At 36.9% G+C, this 22,390-nt stretch carries 15 protein-coding genes; 8 read left to right on the top strand and 7 right to left on the bottom strand.

Annotated elements, in window-relative coordinates; genetic code table 11:
* The first annotated feature begins 3 nt into the window (after positions 1 to 3).
* The 3 genes from AC3IS6_RS06230 to AC3IS6_RS06240 all read left to right on the top strand — a co-directional run bounded on the left by AC3IS6_RS06230 (position 4) and on the right by AC3IS6_RS06240 (position 5,663).
* Positions 4 to 1,338: a TolC family protein gene (locus AC3IS6_RS06230; protein ID WP_489164127.1), complete on the top strand. Its 1,335-nt coding sequence runs from the start codon at positions 4 to 6 to the stop codon at positions 1,336 to 1,338.
* A gap of 9 nt (positions 1,339 to 1,347) precedes the next feature.
* Positions 1,348 to 2,415, top strand: coding sequence for an efflux RND transporter periplasmic adaptor subunit (locus AC3IS6_RS06235; protein ID WP_489164128.1), 1,068 nt, complete (start codon positions 1,348 to 1,350; stop codon positions 2,413 to 2,415).
* Positions 2,416 to 2,486: 71 nt separating this feature from the next.
* Positions 2,487 to 5,663: an efflux RND transporter permease subunit gene (locus AC3IS6_RS06240; RefSeq protein WP_489164129.1), complete on the top strand. Its 3,177-nt coding sequence runs from the start codon at positions 2,487 to 2,489 to the stop codon at positions 5,661 to 5,663.
* A gap of 204 nt (positions 5,664 to 5,867) precedes the next feature.
* Here AC3IS6_RS06240 and AC3IS6_RS06245 read toward each other — a convergent pair whose 3' ends face one another.
* Entirely contained in the window at positions 5,868 to 6,695 is an 828-nt protein-coding gene (locus AC3IS6_RS06245; RefSeq protein WP_489164130.1) for a hypothetical protein, read from the bottom strand.
* Positions 6,696 to 6,893: 198 nt separating this feature from the next.
* On the opposite strand from AC3IS6_RS06245, the gene AC3IS6_RS06250 reads away from it, so the two are divergent.
* Positions 6,894 to 7,862, top strand: coding sequence for a C1 family peptidase (locus AC3IS6_RS06250; RefSeq protein ID WP_489164131.1), 969 nt, complete (start codon positions 6,894 to 6,896; stop codon positions 7,860 to 7,862).
* A gap of 89 nt (positions 7,863 to 7,951) precedes the next feature.
* On the opposite strand, the gene AC3IS6_RS06255 is transcribed toward AC3IS6_RS06250, so the two are convergent.
* The 6 genes from AC3IS6_RS06255 to AC3IS6_RS06280 all read right to left on the bottom strand — a co-directional run bounded on the left by AC3IS6_RS06255 (position 7,952) and on the right by AC3IS6_RS06280 (position 18,029).
* Positions 7,952 to 11,077: a T9SS type A sorting domain-containing protein gene (locus AC3IS6_RS06255; RefSeq protein ID WP_489164132.1), complete on the bottom strand. Its 3,126-nt coding sequence runs from the start codon at positions 11,075 to 11,077 to the stop codon at positions 7,952 to 7,954.
* 95 nt (positions 11,078 to 11,172) lie between these two features.
* Positions 11,173 to 11,610, bottom strand: coding sequence for a retropepsin-like aspartic protease (locus AC3IS6_RS06260; protein ID WP_489164133.1), 438 nt, complete (start codon positions 11,608 to 11,610; stop codon positions 11,173 to 11,175).
* On the bottom strand, positions 11,562 to 14,234 hold the full coding sequence (locus tag AC3IS6_RS06265; RefSeq protein WP_489164134.1) for a CHAT domain-containing protein: 2,673 nt from the start codon (positions 14,232 to 14,234) through the stop codon (positions 11,562 to 11,564). The genes AC3IS6_RS06260 and AC3IS6_RS06265 overlap by 49 nt, the downstream gene beginning before the upstream one ends.
* 191 nt (positions 14,235 to 14,425) lie before the next feature.
* Entirely contained in the window at positions 14,426 to 16,378 is a 1,953-nt protein-coding gene (locus AC3IS6_RS06270; protein WP_489164135.1) for a PKD domain-containing protein, read from the bottom strand.
* Positions 16,379 to 16,558: 180 nt separating this feature from the next.
* Positions 16,559 to 17,539, bottom strand: a complete 981-nt coding sequence (locus AC3IS6_RS06275; RefSeq protein ID WP_489164136.1) for a hypothetical protein — start codon at positions 17,537 to 17,539, stop codon at positions 16,559 to 16,561.
* 190 nt (positions 17,540 to 17,729) lie between these two features.
* Positions 17,730 to 18,029 (bottom strand): hypothetical protein, encoded by a 300-nt coding sequence (locus tag AC3IS6_RS06280; protein ID WP_489164137.1) that lies wholly within the window; start codon positions 18,027 to 18,029, stop codon positions 17,730 to 17,732.
* A 148-nt stretch (positions 18,030 to 18,177) separates the two neighbouring features.
* On the opposite strand from AC3IS6_RS06280, the gene AC3IS6_RS06285 reads away from it, so the two are divergent.
* The 4 genes from AC3IS6_RS06285 to AC3IS6_RS06300 all read left to right on the top strand — a co-directional run bounded on the left by AC3IS6_RS06285 (position 18,178) and on the right by AC3IS6_RS06300 (position 22,349).
* A complete protein-coding gene (locus tag AC3IS6_RS06285; protein ID WP_489164138.1) occupies positions 18,178 to 18,759 on the top strand; it encodes an RNA polymerase sigma factor in 582 nt (193 codons plus the stop codon).
* A 6-nt stretch (positions 18,760 to 18,765) separates the two neighbouring features.
* Positions 18,766 to 19,491, top strand: coding sequence for a tetratricopeptide repeat protein (locus AC3IS6_RS06290; protein WP_489164139.1), 726 nt, complete (start codon positions 18,766 to 18,768; stop codon positions 19,489 to 19,491).
* Between the two features lie 201 nt (positions 19,492 to 19,692).
* Positions 19,693 to 21,348: a S41 family peptidase gene (locus AC3IS6_RS06295; RefSeq protein WP_489164140.1), complete on the top strand. Its 1,656-nt coding sequence runs from the start codon at positions 19,693 to 19,695 to the stop codon at positions 21,346 to 21,348.
* A gap of 221 nt (positions 21,349 to 21,569) precedes the next feature.
* Positions 21,570 to 22,349 carry a TatD family hydrolase gene (locus AC3IS6_RS06300; protein ID WP_489164141.1) on the top strand — a complete coding sequence of 260 codons (780 nt, stop codon included), beginning with the start codon at positions 21,570 to 21,572 and terminating at the stop codon, positions 22,347 to 22,349.
* Positions 22,350 to 22,390: the final 41 nt, after the last annotated feature.

Consider the following 22,390-nt stretch of genomic DNA (forward strand, 5'->3'; position numbering starts at 1 on the left):
TCTATGAAACGAATAATTCTTATATTTTTGTGTTCTATTGGCTTGTCTGCCAACGCACAAGTCAAAACCCTAACCTTAAAAGAAGCTCTTACGTATGCGCTTGAAAACAAAGCGGATGCGAGAAAAGCAAGATTACAGGTTGAAAACAGTGAGTATAAAATTCAGGAAGTACGTTCAAGAGCGTTACCTCAAATTTCTGCCAACGGAAATCTAACTCACAATCCGATAATTCAAACCACAGTAATCGATGGAGCAGGATTTGGTGCACCGGGAACTACAATTCAGGCGGCGTTTGGTCAAAAATGGACTTCAAATGCAGGAGTTTCTTTAACTCAAACCCTATTCGATCAATCTGTTTTTACAGGATTAAGAGCAGCAAGATCTACTCGTGAGTTTTATCAAATAAACGACCAGTTAACAGAAGAACAAGTAATCGAAAGAGTTGCAAACAATTATTACTCTGTTTATGTGCAACGCGAAAGACTGACTTTGTTAGACAGTAATTTTGTAAATACCACTAAAGTTCGCGATATCGTAAAAGGACAATTTGACAATGGACTGGCTAAGAAAATTGACTTAGACCGTATTATCGTAAAAATGTCAAACATTGATACAGAGCGTCAACAAATTAAAAATCAAATTACTTTACAGGAGAATGCTTTAAAGTTTTATATGGGAATGCCTATTGAAACGGTAATTGATATTCCAAAAGAAGAATTTGAAGTTGTGCCGGCTGCTTTAACAGAAGCACCTAATACTGAAACCAGAACAGAGTATCTGCTTTTGAAAAAACAACAGGAACTTTTAGTATTCAATAAAAAAGCAGTTGAAGCAGGATATTACCCAACACTTTCATTAACTGCGGGTTATAACTATATTGGTCAGGGACCTCAAATGCCTTGGTTTGCTAAACCTTCTCAGGGAGTATACTGGTCAGATTTCTCTGCAATTGCATTAAACCTGCACGTACCCATCTTCACAGGATTTGGAACCCGTGCAAAAGTAAGACAGGCAGATGTTGAACTCAGATCGCTTGAAGAAGATATCAAAGACACCAAACTTTCACTTGATTTAGATTATAAAAATGCAACGGCAGAAATGGACAATAACCTTGTGACCATTAATAATCAAAAAGAAAATATGCGTCTGGCGACTGAGATATTAAGCAATACAAAAAACAATTACCTTCAGGGATTGGCGTCTTTAACAGACTTATTAGATGCAGAAAACGCATCACTTGAAGCACAAAATAATTATACCAGAGCGGTTTTGAATTACAAAATTGCCGAAGTAGCACTAATCAAATCAAAAGGTCAACTTAAAACTCTTATTAAATAACTAATTACAATGAAGAAAACTATTATAACAATCGTAATCATAATTGCAGCCCTGGGTGTGATTGGATATGTCTTAAATAATAATAAGAAAGAGAACAAGGAGAAAACAGATATTGTAGCCGAAAAAAATGCTGCCGTTTCCGTAAAAGTATCTCCTGTAAAAACAGAAGAAGTTTCACTGGATTTCGTGGCCAACGGAAATTTTCAACCAATTCAGCAATTGACATTTTCTGCCGAAAAATCAGGAAAAGTAATCAGTGTTCTGGCTAAAGAAGGAGACTACGTAAGAGTAGGTCAAACCTTATTGACCATGAGAGGCGATATTATTAATGTAGATGCTCAGACTGCAGAGGCAGCGTATCAAAATGCAAAATCAGATTATAACAGATACGAAAATGCGTTTAAAACCGGAGGTGTTACCAAACAACAACTGGATCAGGCAAGATTAGCATTAACAAATGCTCAGTCACATTATACACAAGCTAAAATTAATGTTGGTGATACCAGAGTAAAAGCGCCAATTAACGGTTTTATCAATAAAAAATACATTGAGCCGGGATCTATCTTAACAGGTATGCCAGCAACGGCATTGTTTGATATCGTAAACGTTTCTAAGTTAAAATTGGTAGTTACGGTAAACGAAAATCAGGTAGCGAGTTTAAAAGTTGGAGATCACATTAATGTATCAGCAAGCATTTATCCGGACAAATCGTTTTCAGGAAAAATTACTTTCATTGCTGCAAAAGCAGATGAGTCTTTAAACTTCCCGGTTGAAATTGAAATTACAAACAATACCAACAACGACCTGAAAGCAGGTATGTACGGAACTGCAAACTTTGCATCGAAACAACAAAAACAACACCTTATGGTGGTACCTAGAAATGCATTCGTAGGAAGTGTGAGCAGTAACCAGATTTTTGTAGTAGAAAAAGGTGTTGCAAAATTAAGAAAAGTAACCGCTGGAAGAATTTTGGGTGATAAAGTAGAGATCATCAACGGATTAACCGATGGAGAAACTGTAGTAATTACAGGTCAAATCAACCTGCAAGACGGTAACACAGTAGAAATTATTAAATAAATTAAAGCATTAAGCTATAGGCCGTAAGCATTAAGCTTATTGCCTAAAGCCTAAAGCCTAAAGCAACAAATATGAAATTAGCCGAAATATCCATAAAACGTCCGTCGTTAGTAATTGTACTGTTTACAATTCTAACATTAGGTGGACTGTTTAGCTACAGCCAGTTAGGTTATGAGCTGATCCCGAAATTTGAACAAAACGTTATTACCATTTCTACCATATATCCGGGAGCTTCTCCTAGTGAGGTAGAAAATACAGTGACCAAGAAAATTGAAGATGCGATCGCATCCTTAGAGAATGTCAAGAAAATTGACTCGAAATCGTACGAAAGTTTGTCTATTGTTTCGATTACACTGACTTCAAATGCAAAAGTCGATTTCTCTTTGAATGATGCACAGCGAAAAATAAACGCGATTATCAGTGATTTACCCGATGATGTGAAAACACCGGCACTAACCAAGTTCTCGCTGAGTGATTTACCAATCATGACGCTTGGTGCAAACGGAAAAATGGACGAAGCAGCATTTTATGACTTAATTGACAAAAAAATTGCACCTATTTTATCGCGTGTACAAGGTGTGGCTCAGGTAAATATTATTGGTGGTTCAGAGCGTGAAATTCAGGTAAACCTTGATGCATTAAAAATGCAGGGTTACGGACTATCTGTTCCGCAGGTACAACAAAACATTCTGACCTCGAATCTGGATTTCCCAACGGGTAACATTCAGACACGTGATCAAAAAATATTAATCCGTTTAGCGGGTAAATACAAAAGTGTTGAAGAATTAAGAAACTTAGTGGTTTCTTCTCAAAACGGAATTCAGGTTCGTTTAAGTGATATTGCAGATGTTCAGGATACGCAAAAAATTGCTGAAAAAATATCACGTGTAGATCAGAAAAGTGCGATCGTTTTGCAAATTGTAAAACAATCAGATGCAAATGCGGTTGCAGTAAGTGAGCATTTATTAAAAACAATTGCAATTCTTGAAAAAGATTATAAAGTAAACCAGTTAAAACTGGAAGTTGCAAAAGACAGTACTGTTTTTACATTAGAGGCGGCAGATTCTGTAGTACACGATTTATTGATTGCGGTAGTACTGGTAGCTTTTGTAATGTTGTTCTTCCTGCATAGTATCAGAAACTCGCTGATTGTAATGGTATCTATTCCGGCATCTTTGATTGCTACTTTTATTGGTATATATTTAATGGGATACACCCTGAACTTAATGAGTTTATTAGGATTGTCTCTTGTAGTAGGTATTCTGGTCGATGATGCGATTGTGGTACTGGAAAACATCTACCGACACATGGAGATGGGTAAAAGCCGAATTCGCGCTTCGTATGACGGAACAGCAGAAATTGGCGGAACGGTAACTTCGATTACTTTAGTAATTGTGGTAGTATTCTTGCCTATTGCAATGAGTTCCGGATTAGTATCTAATATCATTACACAATTCTGTGTTACGGTAATTATTTCGACTTTGTTGTCGCTTTTGGCTTCATTTACTATTATTCCTTGGTTATCATCTCGTTATGGTAAATTAGAGCATATTGAAGGAAAGAATTTATTTGGAAGAATCATTCTTGGTTTCGAAAGTTATTTAACACGTTTTACAGACTGGGTTTCTCACTTGTTAACATGGTGTCTGGATCATTATATTAAAACATTTGCGGTAGTAATTGTATTGTTTTTTGCTTCAACCATAGGTTTAATGGCCGGAGGTTTCATTGGAGGGGAGTTCTTCGCTTCTTCTGATAGTGGGGAGTTCTTAGTTCAAATCGAAATGCCGAAAGACGCTTCGTTAGAGCAAACCAACTTCATGACCCAAAAAGCAGAAGCGTATTTAAAAGCACAGGAATATGTTCACAGTCAGATTACAACGGTAGGACAAACCAGTGAAGGTTTTGGAGCATCGCAGGCAACAGCTTACAAAGCAGAGATTGACGTAAAAATGATTGAGCAAAAAGACCGTACTGATGATGCCAACGTTTATGCAGCAAAAATCAAACGTAAGTTAGAGAAAGTACTTGTTGGAGCTAAAGTAAAAACAGTTCCGGTAGGTATCTTAGGAACTGCTGAGGATGCTACATTAGGATTGATCGTAACCGGTCCGTCAACAGAAAGTGCTATGGCATTTGCTAAATTGGCAGAGGCAGAATTGCGTACTATTCCGGGAACAACAGAGATCAAATTAACGGTTGAGGACGGAAACCCGGAGATCAACGTTAAGGTAGATCGTGATAAAATGGCAGCATTAGGTTTAACACTTCAAACAGTTGGTTTAACCATGCAGACTGCTTTTAGTGGAAATACAGATGGTAAATACAGAGCTGGTGAATACGAGTATGACATCAACATCCGATACAATGCTTTTGACAGAAAAAGTATTACAGACGTTAGTAATTTGATTTTTGTAAATGCTGCAGGACAGCAAATTAAATTGTCTCAGTTTGCAGACATTACAGAAGGATCAGGACCTAGCCAGTTAGAGCGAAGAGATAAATCGGCTTCGGTAACGGTAAAAGGACAAAACGTTGGAGTACCGTCAGGAACAATTGTTCAGCAATGGCAGGTGAAATTAGACAAACTGAAAAAACCTGCTGGTGTAAACTACATCTGGGGTGGAGATCAGGAGAACCAATCGGAAGGATTTGGTACGTTAGGAATTGCTTTATTAGCTGCTATTATTTTGGTTTACCTGGTAATGGTTGGACTTTATGACAGTTTCGTTCACCCGTTTGTGGTATTGTTTGCTATCCCGCTTTCGTTTATCGGTGCGATGTTAGCCTTGGCTTTGACCAACAACTCATTGAACATCTTTACGATTTTGGGGATCATCATGTTGATCGGTCTGGTGTGTAAGAATGCGATCATGCTGGTCGATTACACCAACCAGAGAAGAGCTGCAGGTGAATCCATCAGAACAGCATTAATTCAGGCCAATCACGCTCGTTTGCGTCCAATTTTGATGACAACTATTGCGATGGTATTTGGTATGTTCCCAATTGCATTAGCATCAGGAGCAGGAGCTGAGTGGAAAAACGGTTTGGCATGGGTAATTATCGGAGGATTGATTTCTTCTTTATTCCTTACCTTAATTGTAGTTCCGGTGATCTATAATATCATGGAGAAAATTATTCATAAATTCTCTAAAGGAGAAAAAATCGACTATGAAGCTGAAATGGTGGCTGATTATACGCCAACAGAATTAAGCGAAGATGGTTTTAATCCTAAACATACTCATTAAGATCTAAAATCTCAATAAAGAAATTCCAAATTCTAATCCCGACACTTCGGGAGGAAATGGTAAAAAAAATCCCAAATTCCGAAAGGAGTTTGGGATTTTTTTATGGTTTAAATTTAGATAATCTTTTAGGTGTAATTAATATAGCATCTATGTCTCTATGTGTTAAAAATAACTACTCTTAATAGATTATTAGTATGCATGTTATTAAATGAGTACTTTTTTGATGTGTTGGTTTTCTATAGCCGAGTGTATTCTTGTTGAGATTTCGTTATAATCAGGATTGTAGTTGTCCCATATTTTCCAGACATCGTCTCTTTTTTTGATGAAATAGGTTTGCCTGTTTACTTTATTCAGAACAATTGAAGTAACCTCATTTTCGTCCTTCCATTCCAGATTCCAAAATTCTTTTGCCGTGATAATAGCAATGTTCTCTGTAATACTCGAAATCTTAAAATCAAAAATCTCAAAATTAGAGCGGTTGTTCTCGCAGTTCAAATGGTATTTTAACGTCGAATAATTCTCGAATAGATCCATAATCCTTTTTGAAAACGGCCCTTCTGTAAATACAAAATCAGACAAGCTTTCGATATTAATCAACGGTAACCTTTGTAAAGAATTAAACTCTTCCTGACAGTAGTCGGCAACCAGTTTTTCAAAAAATGTGACGGATTCAATTTTGTTCTCCACTTTAACAGCATCTACCGCCTCCTCATTTAGAAAATGGTTTAAAGAAGGGTATCCAATAAAAATAGCCAGTTTGTCGAGACTTTTTAAAAAACGCAAATCAGAGTTTTTGGTTTTAGAAGAATCATTGGTAAAAATTCTTTGTAAGGTCATACTCGAGATAGAGCATCCGAGTTCATTTCTTTTAGCCCCCTGCATAAATTCTGATTTCTCTAAAACACCAGAGATGATTTCCGACAGGATGATATAATGTGCTCTTTTCCACTCCTGAACACCAGACAGGGTGCTGTTTTGTATAATTGGATGCGATTGTATGCCTTTTATTAATTTTTCTATAATGATTTCCATGGGCGAATTTTTTTAATAATGGAGGTTCTTTTTCAAGATAATTAAATACAATTCCTGCTAGTTAAATCCCGGTTATAGATTTGTGTGTAAGATAAGTTATAGTTGTGATCTTTTTATTGTTAATGTTATGCCAAAATTACTAATAAATTTGTTAAATAGTTTAACAGGCTGAAAATTAACAACAAAAAACCAATAATTATGAAAAAAACACTTATTAAATTCTCAATTAGAAAAATTGCTCTTGTACTGTTTGCATTACTTGCTTTGTACTCTTGTGATAAAGGTAATGATCAGGCTGAAGCCGATGTTCAGGAAAAATTAATGGATGGAGATGTCAATCTTTTGGACAAAGGAAGATACGGACTTGCTCAGATGCCGGATGCCTATTTAAAGAGCATCGAATTTTTAACTCCTGTTGATTACCGTGCCAGAATCGCCGAGTTAAGACCGGATTTAATTACAAGTACTCAGAAAATGTCTTTGACGGCTAAAGTTGCGGCAGCCAAAAGCTTACCAACACCACCAGTTGGAGATCAGGGAAGCGAAGGTTCCTGTGTAGGCTGGGGAGTAGGATATGCAGCACACAGTATTGCCCGATACCTTAATAACACTGTTCATCAAAGTAATTGGAGTGGTGCTTCGAGAAGTGCGGCATATGTTTACAATCAAATAAAATTAGGCAATTGCGGAGCGGGTTCTTATCCAAATGACGCCATGAATTTGATCAAAAATCAGGGAGAATGTTCAGATGCACAAATGCCATATATTGCCGGAGGCTGTTTTACACAACCGTCTACACAGCAGAAAAACTGGGCAGCTGCCAGAAAATCAGGAGGCTGGTTTAATGTTAACCCAAGAAGTACAGCAGATATTAAGTATTATTTAAACCAAAATTATGCTGTTGCAGTATGTTTTGATGTGAATCAGAGTTTTTATGATATCCGTAACAATAACCATGTTTGGTCTAGTCTTTACGGCAGCAGACAGGGAGGTCACTGTGTTTGTATCGTAGGATATGACGATGCGACCGGACTCTTTAAAGTACAAAACTCTTGGGGATCAGGTTGGGGACGCAGCGGTTTCTTTTATGTGACTTACAATAATATTGCAAACGGTGCCTTCAATTGGGCGGGATGTATTATTCCGAATCCAGGAGCAAATTCTTAACGTTAGGTTAGTTTAATTAAAAAATGAGACCGTCTGAATTCAGACGGTCTCATTTATTTTTAATAGAAAGTTTGTAGCACTTAACGGCTTTATTTCTTCACAATTTTAATTGTTTTAAGCTGTCCTTCTGCTTTTACTTTTAAGAAATAAAATCCAACGGCAACATTCGACAAATCAATTTCAGAATGAGTATCGTTTATTTTCTTAGTTAAAACAGATTTTCCGGATACTGATATTAGCTCAATTTCATCAATAGCAGAAGTATTATGTATTGATAAAGTATGGTGAACAGGGTTTGGATAAAATTTAAAATCAGGTAAAACAAAATCTGATGTAGCAAGCGATCCGTTTACTTTTGCAGTAACCGCAAGACGTTCTGTACTCTCGATTCCGTCAATGGTTTGGGAAGCATAATAGGTAACCCCGTCTACCAAAAGAGTGGTGGGAGGCAAAGGAGTTTCTGAAGTTTTACTCGTTTTACCTGTTGAAATACCTTTACTGCTATACCATTTTATATTTTGACCTTCAATGACCAAATCCCCTAAAGTTTGTCCTGCTTTAAATGTAACAGCGATTTCTTTTTTACCATCAATTAAAGGAGCCGGAGGATCTACTACAATAGAAATAGATTCAACACAGCCATTTTGATCCCTTACAACTATGCGATATACTCCATAAGTAGCGATGGTAAAAATGTTACTGGATTGAAAAACGATTCCGTCTAATGAAAATTTATAATTTCCAGAACCACCGGCAGCGGTAACGGTTATGTTTTGATTGTTGACAGTTGCAACTGCGGTTACAGGTACAGGCGGAGCCAAATGAATAGCGATAGTCTGCTTACAATCGTTAGCATCTTTTATGGTTATAACATGATCACCGGGATTTAGCCCCGTAAAAGTTGTTGTAGACTGAAAGGCATTTTGAAAAGAACCTCCGTTTATCGAATACAGATAAGGGGCTTTGCCACCATTAGCGATAACTTGTGCTATTCCTTTTGAGAAGCAGGTTACCTGAGATACAATCGCTGCAGTCGCAACAAACGGATCCAAAGGCACTATTGAAAAAGTAAGAGCGTAGGTAGCATTGTTAGCGTCGCGAACGGTTATCGAGTAATTTCCAGGAGCTAAATTAGAAAACACATTTGAAGTCTTTGCAGCTTCATTATCTAGTGAATAGTTGTAAGGAGCAATTCCTCCGTTAGCCGTAACCGTTACTTTTCCTAAAGAACTACAAGTTGCTGGGATAACTTCAGTGATAGCCGAAAGAGGCGGAGCGGGAATCACATTTATTCCTCCTTGCATATAACCGCAACCGTAAACATCTGTAATCTGTGCCGTATAAACACCAAGTGGTAATTTGGTAAAAACTCCGTTATCTTTTGGGCCTGCGATTACAACTCCTAAATTGTTTTGTAAAGAATACAGATAAGGAGCAGTTCCTCCTTTTGCATTAACAATGATACCCTGATCATTTATCGGGATTGCCGTTGCTGACAAACCCTCTGTTGGTTCTGAAATATGAACGCTGGCTAATGCTGTACAGCCATTGGCATCCTGTACGGTAATGTTATAAGTTCCGGTACGCAGATTCGTAAAAGTGGCAGCCGAACTGAATGGACCTCCATCTATTGCATATACATAAGGAGCCTTTCCGCCGGTCGCAGTTACCGATACCGAACCGGTGTTGTCTCCTTTACAGCGTAAATCTGTCAAAGTAGTTACATTAACCAATGGACGATTTAGAGGAGAAATTTCGAGAATAAACTGGATTTCGGTGTTTTCTGCGTCACGTACTTTTACCGTATAAATTCCGGCTGTCAATCCGCTAAAAATATTCAAAGTAACAAACGTATTTCCGTTGTCCACCGAATACTTGTAAGGCGCTTTACCTCCCGTTGCAACAACCGTTATTGTTCCGGTTGCACTAAAGCAGGTTATTGGAGATACATTTGCGATCGCAGTTAATACGGCAGGTTTTTTAAGAATGGAAATATTGGTTTGTGATGCAATACAATTAGTAGCATCGTTCACCAGAACACCATAGATTCCTGATTTCAGACCTGTAAAAACATTTGATGGCTGAGAAGGTTTAAGAGGATTACCGGTATTATCAGTTAGTGTATACGTATAAGGTTTAAGGGCTCCATTGGCGGTAACGGTTATAGTACCGTCATTGTCATCGTTAGTTGTAGCGTCTGTTTTTGCTGTTGCTATTGAAAGAGGAACAAATTCGGCTATCGTGACATTAGCATAACGTACTACATTTTGGACATCCTTTACTTCAAAAACATAATCTCCTGCGGCAAGGTTCGAAAAAACATTTATAGGTTGATAAGGACCTTTGTTGACTGCGTAAAGGTACGGAGCACTTCCTCCTGCTGCAAAGACACTAACTCTAGCCTTCTCAATACAGTCAATAGGTTTTAATATCTGGGTTCCTACAGCCAGTGGATAATAAACATTCACCGATTCTGATGTTACACAACCCTGAGCATCTTTTACCCTAAAAGTGTATGATCCGACAGGCATATTTGAAAAAACATAGTTCGTTTGATAATTGATTCCATCCAAAGAATATTGATAAGGAGATGTTCCTCCTGAGGCAGTAACCACTACCGTTTGATTTTCAGTAAATAGCTTTACTGTCAAAGCAGAAGGTTCGGTAATCTGAAACGTCTGAAGCATCGATTGACAACTTAAGGCATCTTTTACAGCAATGGTATGCGTGCCTGCTGACAAGTTAGTAAAAGTACCTATGGGGTTACCGATATGAACGGTAAAAGGGCCTCCATCCAGACTATAAGCATAAGGTGTTTTGCCTCCTGACGGAGCTACAGTTAAAATACCATTGTTTTCTCCTTTACATCTTACAGGTGTTGTAAGGGGTATAGCATTGATCTGATTATATATTTTTAAATTAAAATAGTTTGTTGTAACAGTTCCTTTATTGTCTATTCTGGCATAAATAGTGGTAGACGGTGCGGTACTATTGTAGGAGGCAGGCTGTGCAATTGCGTTTGTATTATTCGCAGCATCCTGAGCGCTAAGATGATAACTAAGCGTAGTTTCTACCGGATTTAAGTTAACAAGTAAAGCAGATTGATTGAGCGTTAAGTTAAACCGGGTATCCCCGTAACAATGCTCCATATCACTGACCTGAGCATAAAAATAATTGGAAAACAGTAAAATAAAAAAAAGTAAAGTTTTTTTCATACGTATCGGTTTGTTAAAATAGCCAAGCAAATATATATAAAAAAGCGTATTAAAACTCTGGTATTGGAATTTGGAATTTTAAAATTTGGAGTTTATTATTTAAGGTACAAATAATGATTGTAATAATCGATAATTGCTTTACCTTCAAGCAAAACGTCGGCCCCGATAATACCCTGAACCGGTTTTGTTTTGTACGATTCTAAAGCTTCATTGACGTGTGAAAGATCAAAAATAACCAGACTAAAATCGTGGTTTTTCCAACTTCCAAGCTGTAGGCGATTGTGCTTTGAAATTTGGGTTAACATTCCCGTTCCTCCGGCTCCCGAAGCTTTGGTTTTGGATTTTTTTGCTGTCAGTTCAAAACGTTCAATACTCTCAAAACCTACACAGGAATTAGAGGCCCCGGTATCTAAAATGAAGTTTCCCGAGACACCATTGATTTTTGCCTTAATTAATAAGTGCTGTGTTTTGGTGACCTTGAATTTTATTTTTTTGTATTTCTCTTTTTTGAGAACCTCGTGAAGATTTTCCATTTTCGGTAATGATTGAAAATCAAAAATAAACCAATTGAAGCCAATAAACTAATGATATAAAAGATATAATTTGGAGACTTCTCTTCGGCCGAAACAGCACCGTAGTACACAAAAGAACTCCAGTAATAAGGAGATTTTTTGGCATTCGAAATGGACTTGTCCTGTAAAAAAGCAAGTTTTGCATTGGTATTGGCTTCAAAATAAGGCACATCCTTTTTTACATTTTCATAAAAATCAGTCATAAAAACAGAGGTGGTATAATCGTTGACCTTCCACAGAGAAAAGAGTAAATTTTGTGCTCCTGCAAACTGAAAACCCCTTGCTACACTCATTGCACCTTCACCTTTATACAATTTCCCGATTCCGGTTTCGCAAGCACTCAGAACTACCAAATCGGGATTGATGTTGAGATTGTACAGTTCTGAATATAAGATTTCCTGGTCGTAAAACCTGATGCTTGCCGGCGTTTCGACATCACCCGAAGAGGCGTGAGTACTTAAATGTAAAATGGAGTAGTGGTTAGCGTTGTTTTTGAAATTGGAGAAATTGGCTTCGGAATTTTCTAAATATTTTCCTTTGAAATTAGTTCGGATGGCTTCGAGTTCTTTCTTCGAGTAGCGCAGTTCAAAAGGAGTATTTTTGAAAACAGGAAAAACGCCCAAAATTGTATTTCGGGAATGTAAAACCGGTTTGGAATTGAGATATAGGTTTGCCGAAGTATTGTAAGCGATCCTGAAATCATTTAATAAGTAATGCATTTTGGCAAAATTTGTCGTTTTTGATGCACTTGTAATTAGTGCCTCAAAAGGCAGGAAGTTCAAAATACCGTCAGGAATAATGATGAGGTTTTTGTAAACGTTATTTTGTGGCAATCGCAATAAATCGTATACTTTTTTACCGTAATAATTGTATCCGGAAATATCATTTGTAATGGCTGCCGCAGTATTAAAATAATTGATGAATTTTAGGATATTCGGCATCGCCGTATGAGCAGTATAGAGATGATTAAGACTGATTCGGTTATTTTGCAAGGTGAAATAATACAGGTTTTCGGCACCCATAAAATAGTATACCAGTACTGCTTTGTCTTTTTCTAATTTTGAAAACAGCTCCTTTAAATCACAATTGTCAGGAAGCGAATTTGGATTCTTAGATTGAATTTGCTTTAAGGAAAGCATCAGTTCATTCTGCTTTTTAATTGCGTTGTTGAGGTTCGGAATATTCGCTGAATTGCCTTTTTGCTGTTCTTTTACAATAGAATTGTTTAAATTTTGAAGTTGCTGTAGAAGCAATTTCTCTGCTGTCGTTGCCTTTTTAATATTCGATTGATAACTTTCTAAAACTCCGGATTTTGTTCGTTCTGCCAATTGAAAAGCTTCCTCCAGATATTCCGTTTTATTTTCCTTTTGAAATAAGTGATCGTAAATCAAAAGACATTTTTCGGTACGATTGCGAGAGCGTAGTTGCGTAATTATTTTGGAGTTTTCATACAGTGTAATATTCATCAAGAGATCTTCGATATGAAGAGAAAGTCGGTAAGATTCCAATGCTTTTTTAGGCTGATTTTGGTTTAGAAAAATCTGCGCTCGCAAATCGAGGGCATCAATTAAAACCGTTTCAGCATACAATTGATTTTGATTTGGAAGCACCTCTTTGGCCTTGTAATCTGGGATTAAAATTTTAAAAACGCCTTCAATCTGTTGCGCGCTTTCGGTATATTTTCGTTCATCAAAAAGTAATAAAGCCTTTTCATAATACAGTTTTGCCATTTTTCGGATTTGTACGTGCGGCGTTTCCAGTAAAAGTTTTTCAGCTTTTTTCAAAAAAGAATCTGCTGCTTCAAATTGATTGCTCTGCCGTTTAAGAATGGCCAGATTCCGATACGAATTAGATAAAGTCTCGGATTGGTCTTTTTCATTTTTCAGATAATTTATAGAAGACCCAAAGCTGTTTTCGATTTTTTGATAAATCTCAGGACGCATTAAACCTTCGGTCGAACTCAACAGATAATTGTTTCCCAGATAATTGTTTCCCAGATTATTGAGTACGATTCCTTTCTGAACATTTGACAGTTTTTCGGTTCTTAGTATTTGTTCTAATAAATCAATGGCCGGATTAAACTTGCCCAAGCTCTGATATACATTGGATAAATTCAGGATTGCAGCAAATTTTTGTTTTTGGGAATCGGGATAACCGGGAGTCGTATTTACAATAAAAAAATACTGCTTTATCGTATTCTCGGCACTGTCGTAATCGCCTAAAACGGTGTATAGGTTTCCTAGAGGTTTCAGGCAGTATTCGATAATGTCATAACCGCCAAGTTTGTTTTTCTGATAAATTTGCCATGCCTTTTCATAACTCGTAATAGCGTTTTCCGTTTTACCAAATTGATTTTCATAGTAGGCTTTATTGCAGTTTAAAACCACAATTGCAAGTAATTCGTCTTTGGTTTTTGACTTCGGATTTTTCCAGAAAGCGGCCTCGGTATTCTTTAAATTTTGTAATGCCTGAGGGAAAGGATGGGCAATAAAAGAGTCAATTGCAGTATATATTTGATCTTCCTGATTTTGTCCAAACAGAATCATTGTTGTAAAGAATAAAATAGAGCAGTATCGTTTTATCATTGTTTAAAATTTTCGCCACGAATTCACGAATTCTTGTTTTTTCTCAGAGATTTAAAAAGAAAGTTTGCCACGAATTCACAAATTTTTAGAAATACATAACGTAGTAATAAATAAAAATATCTTGAAAATTCTTGGCAAAAAAATTAACGTATCTCGGTGAAAACCCTCTGTGAATCTCCGCGGGATAACTCCTAAAACTTCCAGATTCCATAGAGCTGAAAATAGTTGAGATTCTGTTCAAAATTAATCACATAGCGCGCTCCAAAACTGGGTCCGATTCTGGCAAAACCAGCGGTTAAATCAAACAAAACACCAGTTCTTAAATTCACAAAACTGTTCTTTACGGAGTTTGACTGCGTTCGGGTATTAATCAAAAACTGATCTGTCCCACCTTCAAATGTTTCAATTTTTTGAGTTTGGTTTTGTTCTGACGAAACATCAAAATTGGCCTGAATTCCGGCGCCAATTCCTATATAATTGTTAAGGTTATACCGAATTAATACCGGAATTTCCCAGTTAACATTTTTGTTTTCGGTTGTGGTGGTGGTGCGTTGCAATTGCTTCACGCCATTTGCACCTGCCACAGTCTGATCGATCACTGTTAGCCCGCTTTCGTATTTGTTCAGGGCGTTAAGCCATTCTGCCTGCCAGTAAAAGCGATACGATTTAAAAGGCGAAATAGTGGCACCCACAAAATAACTTGTCGATTTTTCAAGATCAGGATACAAGTTATAACCTGCTTTTGCCCCAATTGAAATTCCGGGAAGGAATCGGGTTGTGGCATAGTTGGTGATTATCGGCTCATTTTTATCAAAAATAATTGCCGTTCGGCTTCGGGTTTTTACTTTGTGAAAGTCTTCGCCAAACTTCATCGAATATTTTACAAAACCTTTTGTACTGTCCTTCTCGTGTACATTTTTCTGTTCGCTTCCAGGTAAGTAAATATTTTTGAAAGTAAAAAAGATTTGATTTTTTTTGATAATGGTATCCAGACAGCTTGTAGTTGGAATTTCGTCTTTTGGACAAATGGGGCACTTAGGATACATGTCTTCAATCTGGAAGGTTTTTTTGTCAAACATATCGGGAATATCCGTTTCAAGTCTGATCATTCGGGCAGGACCTTCGCCATTGTTCTGAAAACGTGTTTTAAAATTTACTCTTTTAAAACGTACCAGTCTGTAATTCATAAAACTTCCGTTAGAGCCCATTTTATTAGGGTCGTGGGAAGTTACGATCTCCATTTCGAGATTCTTTATTTTATGATTTTTATAACTTCGGTTTGGAACAAAAATACCACGCATTGTAACGGTTGCGCTGGTATCTTTGATCATTTCGGGAGTTGTTTTAAAAGTGTAAAAAAGATTTCGGGTCTCATTGGGATTGGCATCATCAAATTCTATTACCGAAACATTATGATAGGTTTTATTGGCATCCAGCAACGATGCATCCAGATCTTCTTCGCTGGTTGTATTTCTGTATTTTCTGGTTTTGAAAGCGTTTTCAGCCGAAGCCACATAATTTTTAGAATCATCCAGATCGTCAATAAGAGCTACCGCTTTTTCTTTTACTTCACGTTCATTGGCATAGGTTCGAAAATCGACCAGTTCGAAATTGTTGTCCTTAAATTGTTTCTCATTATAAAACAAATAGAGTTTTCCGCTTGAAACATAATTCTCAAGATTTTGATAACTTACTACAACTACCATTTCCTGTTCGGGAATAGGATCGCAATTTTTTAAGATCGCAAATCCGTTTTGATCGGCTATGGACGCAATATCTTTATAGTTAGTATCGGTAATATCGTTTATAGCCACCTTTTTTGGGCGTGTTGCCGGAGGTTTTCCGTTGTCGTAATTGTTGGTTACGGCAAGTTTGGTGGTGTAAGTTCCCTTGTTTTTGTAGACATGTTTGGGTTCTGCTTCTTTGCTGTAATGTCCATCGCCGAGTTCCCATAAATAAGAATAGCTGGGTTTTGGAGCTCCCGCAATCGGAATTAAGGGCGGAGTTTCGGGTTTATACGTAACCGCATTTCCGTTCTGAATGAAAACAATATTGGCTCTTCGGGTTATGGTGTCTTTTACCTTCGTTTGTCCCATTGCGAAAACAGAAAGCAGCATCAATAAAATAGAGGATAGTGGTTTCATAACTAGAGGGTTTTAGCCCTGATGGGAGCGGCATCCTTTTGTATCGGGGTTCGGTACAAAAGATACAGCGGACAGCAGGATTAGCTTCTATAAAGCATCAGAATTAATTTGAAAACTGGATTAAATGTAAAAAAAAGCGATGAGCAAATCACCACTTTTTCTTAAAAAGAATTTTGTAAGTTACTGAATAGCATTGATTGCGGCTACCAATTGGGCTTCGGTACCTACGACTGTTTCGGCAAGTGTAAAGGTGTACACATCATTTGCAGCAATGGTTACGGCCTTGATTGCGTATCGCCATTGACCATTATCTTCGGTTGCAAAAATCACATGACATTTTAAGCCAATCGGAATTTGTCCGTAGTGCTCGCTGAATAATCCTGCTGCAGTGTAGGTGTCTAATTTCGCAAGTGCATTTCCTTCACCATCGTATGACAGGTAAACGGCACTATTTGTATTGTTGTAGCCATCGGGAGCATCAACCAACAGTGTAGTTTTCGGTCTAGGGTCGCTGTAAAAACGGTCTACGTTTGTCCATCCAAAGTTTCCAAATGTCACAAAGTAATTGGTTCCCTCACCCTGAACACCGCCTTTTCCGCCCGTTCCGTCTGCATTTGGTTTAGGTACTTCCCAAGTCAATTCGTCATTTTGATCCATTACACCGGTCCATAAAGTCATGGCATTGTCTACACCATCTGTTAAAGCAGCGGGAACAATTAAATTCATAGAGCAGGAAGTTTTAAGTTCTACTCCGCCCTGTGTGGCTTTTATGAAGAATTCTCCACCTGAAATCAGTAGGTTTTTCTTTCCGTCTGGCATAACTCCCATCGTAGGTTTGTTCGTAATCAGCATAGTTCCTTTGTCAAAAAGTTCAATGTATTCAATATCAACTGTGCCCGTCACTGCGGTCCCGTTTTTAGTCAGACAGTTTCCATTGATGCTTAATTTTACTCCTTTTACTGAAGTTACAGTAACTACACCGGTTCCGGCTGTAATCGTAAATTTTTGCGTAGCTGACTTTACTCCTTTGGTGCTTATGCTTTTAAAAGCTGCAGGAGAAGGTGGTAAAATAAGATTATCATCGCTGTCGCCATTGTCGCAGCTTGCAAAGCTGATTGTTAGTAAAAATAAAAGTCCGATTTTTTTAAAGTTTGTGTTCATGATTTCTAGTTTTTATAAATCTGTCCTGATGATCAGGTGGTTTTCAGATTTCGGTTGTTAATTATCTTTATATCAATTTGGGTTTGATATTGTTACCCTTACTGTTGAAATTTATTTCTGAATTTGCAGATATGTTGTTATATCAATTTCTTTAAACAATTGTTACCTCTGCTTTTTTGTAATTCAGAATTTATGCAGAGAGGCACTTGTCTTCAAAGAGATTGCCGTCTTCGTCTACTGCAACGAGAATGTTTGTTTTTCGTGAAAGCGTCAGAATAAAATAGCCCCATACCATAAACCACAGCCCAAATGTGATGCAGGTAAGAAAGAGATGTAATGGATGATTGATTGCTTTTTGTTTTTTGGATAAAACGACATACGGAAGTTTCTCGTTATGCTCCACAATCACAAAACCATTTCGTGTTTTGGCAGAAATCATTTGGTGAAATTGATCTAAATTCTTCTCGCTTACAAATTGACAGGTTTCCATTTTTATTGATTTTTGATGGTTCTCGGAACATTTTTTTTACAATTTTTATGAGTCCTTTGGTGTTATATCAACTTGATTTGTTAATTGTTACCCCTTTGCATGAAATTTATTTCCAATTGTTTTTTAAATTAGCTTCAAAAAGGTTTTTATGGTTAAGGCTAAAATTCATCCCGATCAAATGTATATTGATGGCATTGCTGCAAATAACTCAGTAATTATTCAGATCATTTACAAAAAATTTGTTCCTAAAGTGGTGATGTTTGTCATGAACAATTCCGGAGATAAGGAACATGCGCAGGATGTGGTTCAGGAAGTGATGATTTTGCTTTTTAATCAGGCCAAAGCGAAGACACTGCAGCTGACTTGTCCCTTTGATGCTTACTTTTTTCTATTGTGCAAAAGGAAGTGGCTTAACGAACTTAAAAAAACAGCTAACAAAGGGGTAACAATTAATGAAGATGCGGTATCTATGAATGAATCTGCACTGGAATTAATTGGTCAAACAGAAGAATTTGATGAAAGGCAACAGCTCTTTGATGCCATGTTTCAGAAATTGGGAGACAAATGCCAGGAGTTATTAAAACTTAGTTTTGCCACTAAAACGATGGAAGAAGTTGCGGCTAAACTCAATGTAACTTATGGGTATGTCCGTAAGAAAAAATCGTTGTGTGTGGGGCAATTAACACAGTGGATTCAGGAGGCTAAAAATTTTAATTCGCTAAAAAAATAAGGAATCATGAACGATGAACGTTACATATTATTCGATCAATATCTTGAAGAAGAAATGACTGCTGAGGAACAGGATCGTTTTGAGAAACAATTGTCTGAGGATCATGAACTGGCTTCTGAGTTTGAAACTTTTAAAGAAGTACAGTTGCAGCTTAGAAACAAATTTGTACATGAGGAAGAGAGAGAAGCCTTTACGGCAAACTTGACACAGATTTCGGAGAAACATTTCAACGCTAACAAGCCCAAAGTTGTCCGAATGCGACCTTGGTATTTCGCGGCAGCGGCATCGATTATTATTTTATTCGGACTGTTCTTTTTTGATTATAATGGGACTCCTCAATTTGACGATTTTAATCATCCGGAAACAGCTTCTTTTGTCGAACGTGGCGATACAGACGAAACCTTAAAACAGGCAGAAAAAGCTTTCAATGAAGGAAAATATGTATTGGCAATTCCGTTTTTTGAAGAACTGTTAACAGAAAATAAAACCGCTGAAATGCAATATTTTTACGGAATTTCTTTATTGGAAGAAGACCATTATAAACAGGCAGAAGCTATTTTTAATGAGTTAAAATCAGGTACTTCTGCTTATAAAGAGAAAGCCAAATGGTATCTGGCATTGTCCAGACTAAAACAAAAAGATTACAAAGGCTGTAGAGAAATCCTGCAGACCATTTCGCAGGATTATGAAAACTACGACGATGTTCAGGAGCTGCTGGACGATTTGGATTAATTGCTTGTTAGAACATCAAAATCGCTAAGAATTTTATACTTATTCAAACCGGACAGGTTTTAAAAATCTGTCCGGTTTATTTATATAAAAAAGGTTTTTACACAAAGCCGTAAACGAATCCGGATTTTTAGTTTTACATTCGGCTGATTTTTTTTCAGAAAAATTTACCAAAAAACAATTTCAACCTAACCAGTTATTTACATGAACAAAATTACTTTAGTTTTTCTTATTGTATGCACTCAGACGATCTTTGGCTATGCCAAAATTACCCAAACCGAAAAGCTTGCTGCGACCTGCAAAATTTGGGGGTTCTTAAAATATTACCATCCTACAGTTGCCAGTGGGAAAATAAACTGGGATGAAAAACTCTTTGAGGTTTTGCCTAAAATTGAAAAAGCACAAACCAAAGAAGAATTTTCTGCTACAATCGAAAAATGGATTGAAAGTCTGGGAGAAGTACCGGTTAACACACCAGTGGCCCTGAACTCCAAAATAGACTATTTTACTAAAAATTTGAATTTAGAATGGACGCAAAAAGACAAGCTGTTTTCTAAAAGTCTTTCTCAAAAATTGAAATTTATTACAGAGAATAGATTTCAGGGCGCGAATCATTATGTAAACCAAGACGGAAAAAATGTTCGTTTGCAGTTCGTTAATGAACCAGCGTACACTGAATTTAAATGGACAGATAGAAATTTACGTCTTTTGGCACTATTCCGTTTTTGGAATTATATAGAGTATTTTTTCCCATATAAATATGTAATGGATCAGAATTGGGACGAAGCGCTTATGGAAATTCTTCCTCATATCGATACTCCTGCTTCCGAAAAGGAATTTTTATTGGCAATGCGTGAAATATCGATAAAGCTTAACGATACACATGCCGGTACTACTAGTCCGGATATGATTAAATATTTGGGTGGAGAGAAGTATATTCCTTTTACAGCTAAATTTATAAACGATAAAGCTGTAATTGTTGCGATAGCAAATGATTCCTTAGCCAAAATAGATGACTTAAGAATTGGCGATATTATAACAAAAGTGGATGGTAGTACAGTTGCACAACAATTAGTAGAGCTTTCAAAATACATGCAGGGATCTAATAAAGCTGTAGCGACTTACTTGGGAGGTTTTATAATGTTTACAGGGGATACAGATGATTTAGAAATTGAATTCATTAGAGATAATGTGACATCAACAAAGAAAATACATCGTTACCCAAACGAAAAAATTAAAAGATCACCACCCAAAAAAACTGCAAAATGGGAAATTATGGCAGATAATATTGGTTTTGTAAGAATGAGCAAAGTGCCAAAAGAGGAAGTTGCAAAGATGATGGAGGAATTAAAAGGGACACAAGCGATTATTTTTGATGCCAGAAGCAGACCAATCAATACCGATTTTTTAATCAGCGAATATCTAAATCCGGAGCCAAAACCAATTTTGAGATTGCTTCGACAGGACTTAAGTTATCCTGGTCGTTATTATTTTATGGACGATATGGAAGAATGTGGTAAAATCAATCCGGATTATTATAAAGGTAAAGTAATTGCTCTGGTAGGTTCAGGAACTCATAGTTTTGGGGAACAAACCGTAATGAGCCTTCAGACAGCACCAAATGTTACCGTTGTAGGTACTCAGACATCGGGCTCCGATGGACCAAATTATGAATTTAACATTATCAACGGATTTGATTCTTCATTTACTTCAATGGGTGCTTTTTACCCAAATAAAAAAGAAACACAGCGTATTGGGATTGTCCCGGATATTAAAGTAATCCCAACCATTTTAGGGGCTCAACAAGGTAAAGACGAAGTTTTAGACCGCGCTTTATTGTTTGTTAAAACAGGGAAATAACTTAGTATCTCATATTGATTCAAATCCGACAGGTTTTTAAAACTTGTCGGGTTTACTATTTTGTTCAGTCAGATAAACAGTACAGATCTAAAAAATCCGTTTTTATTTGCGTTTTCACGAAGTGAATCCGTAAAAATCCGCGTGCTATTTTTCCTCATTTCATTCAAATTGGGAAAGTTTTTAATATTATCGTAATTTTGGGCCATTAAAAATTATAACAATTGAATTTGAAGCCCATAATTACCGATACACATACACATTTATATTCTGAAGAATTTGATCAGGACCGCGACGAGATGATGCAGAGAGCTATAAATGCCGGAGTAATCCGTTTTTTTATTCCTGCGATTGATGCCGCTGCCACACAGTCGATGTACGATCTGGAGCAAAATTATCCGGATTATGTATACTTGATGATGGGGTTGCATCCTACCTATGTGAAAGACAATTACGAAGAAGAGTTAAAACATGTAGAAACGGAGCTGGCCAAACGAAAGTTTTACGCTGTAGGTGAAATTGGAATCGATTTGTATTGGGATAAAACACATCTAAAAGAGCAGCAAATTGCCTTTAAAAGACAAATTCAACTGGCAAAACAATACAAATTACCTATTGTAATTCATTGTCGTGAGGCTTTTGATGAAATCTTTGAAGTACTGGAAGAGGAAAAATCAGCTGATTTAATTGGAATTTTTCATTGCTTTTCAGGAACATACGAACAGGCACTTCAGGCGCTGTCTTACAATATGAAGCTGGGAATTGGTGGAGTGGTAACTTTCAAGAACGGAAAAATCGATCAGTTTCTAAATCAGATCGATTTGAAACACATCGTTCTGGAAACCGATTCTCCTTATTTAGCGCCAATTCCGTACCGGGGAAAGCGAAATGAAAGCAGTTACTTAGTAAATGTTATTGCGAAATTAGCCGATATATATGATGTTTCTGAAGAAGAAATTGCGGAGCGAACAACTCAAAATTCGAAAGACGTTTTTGGGATTTAACCCATACCTTACAATAGTTTAATTTTTTTTTTGTTCTTTTG

It is taken from the genome of Flavobacterium sp. KH_035, assembly GCF_057839565.1.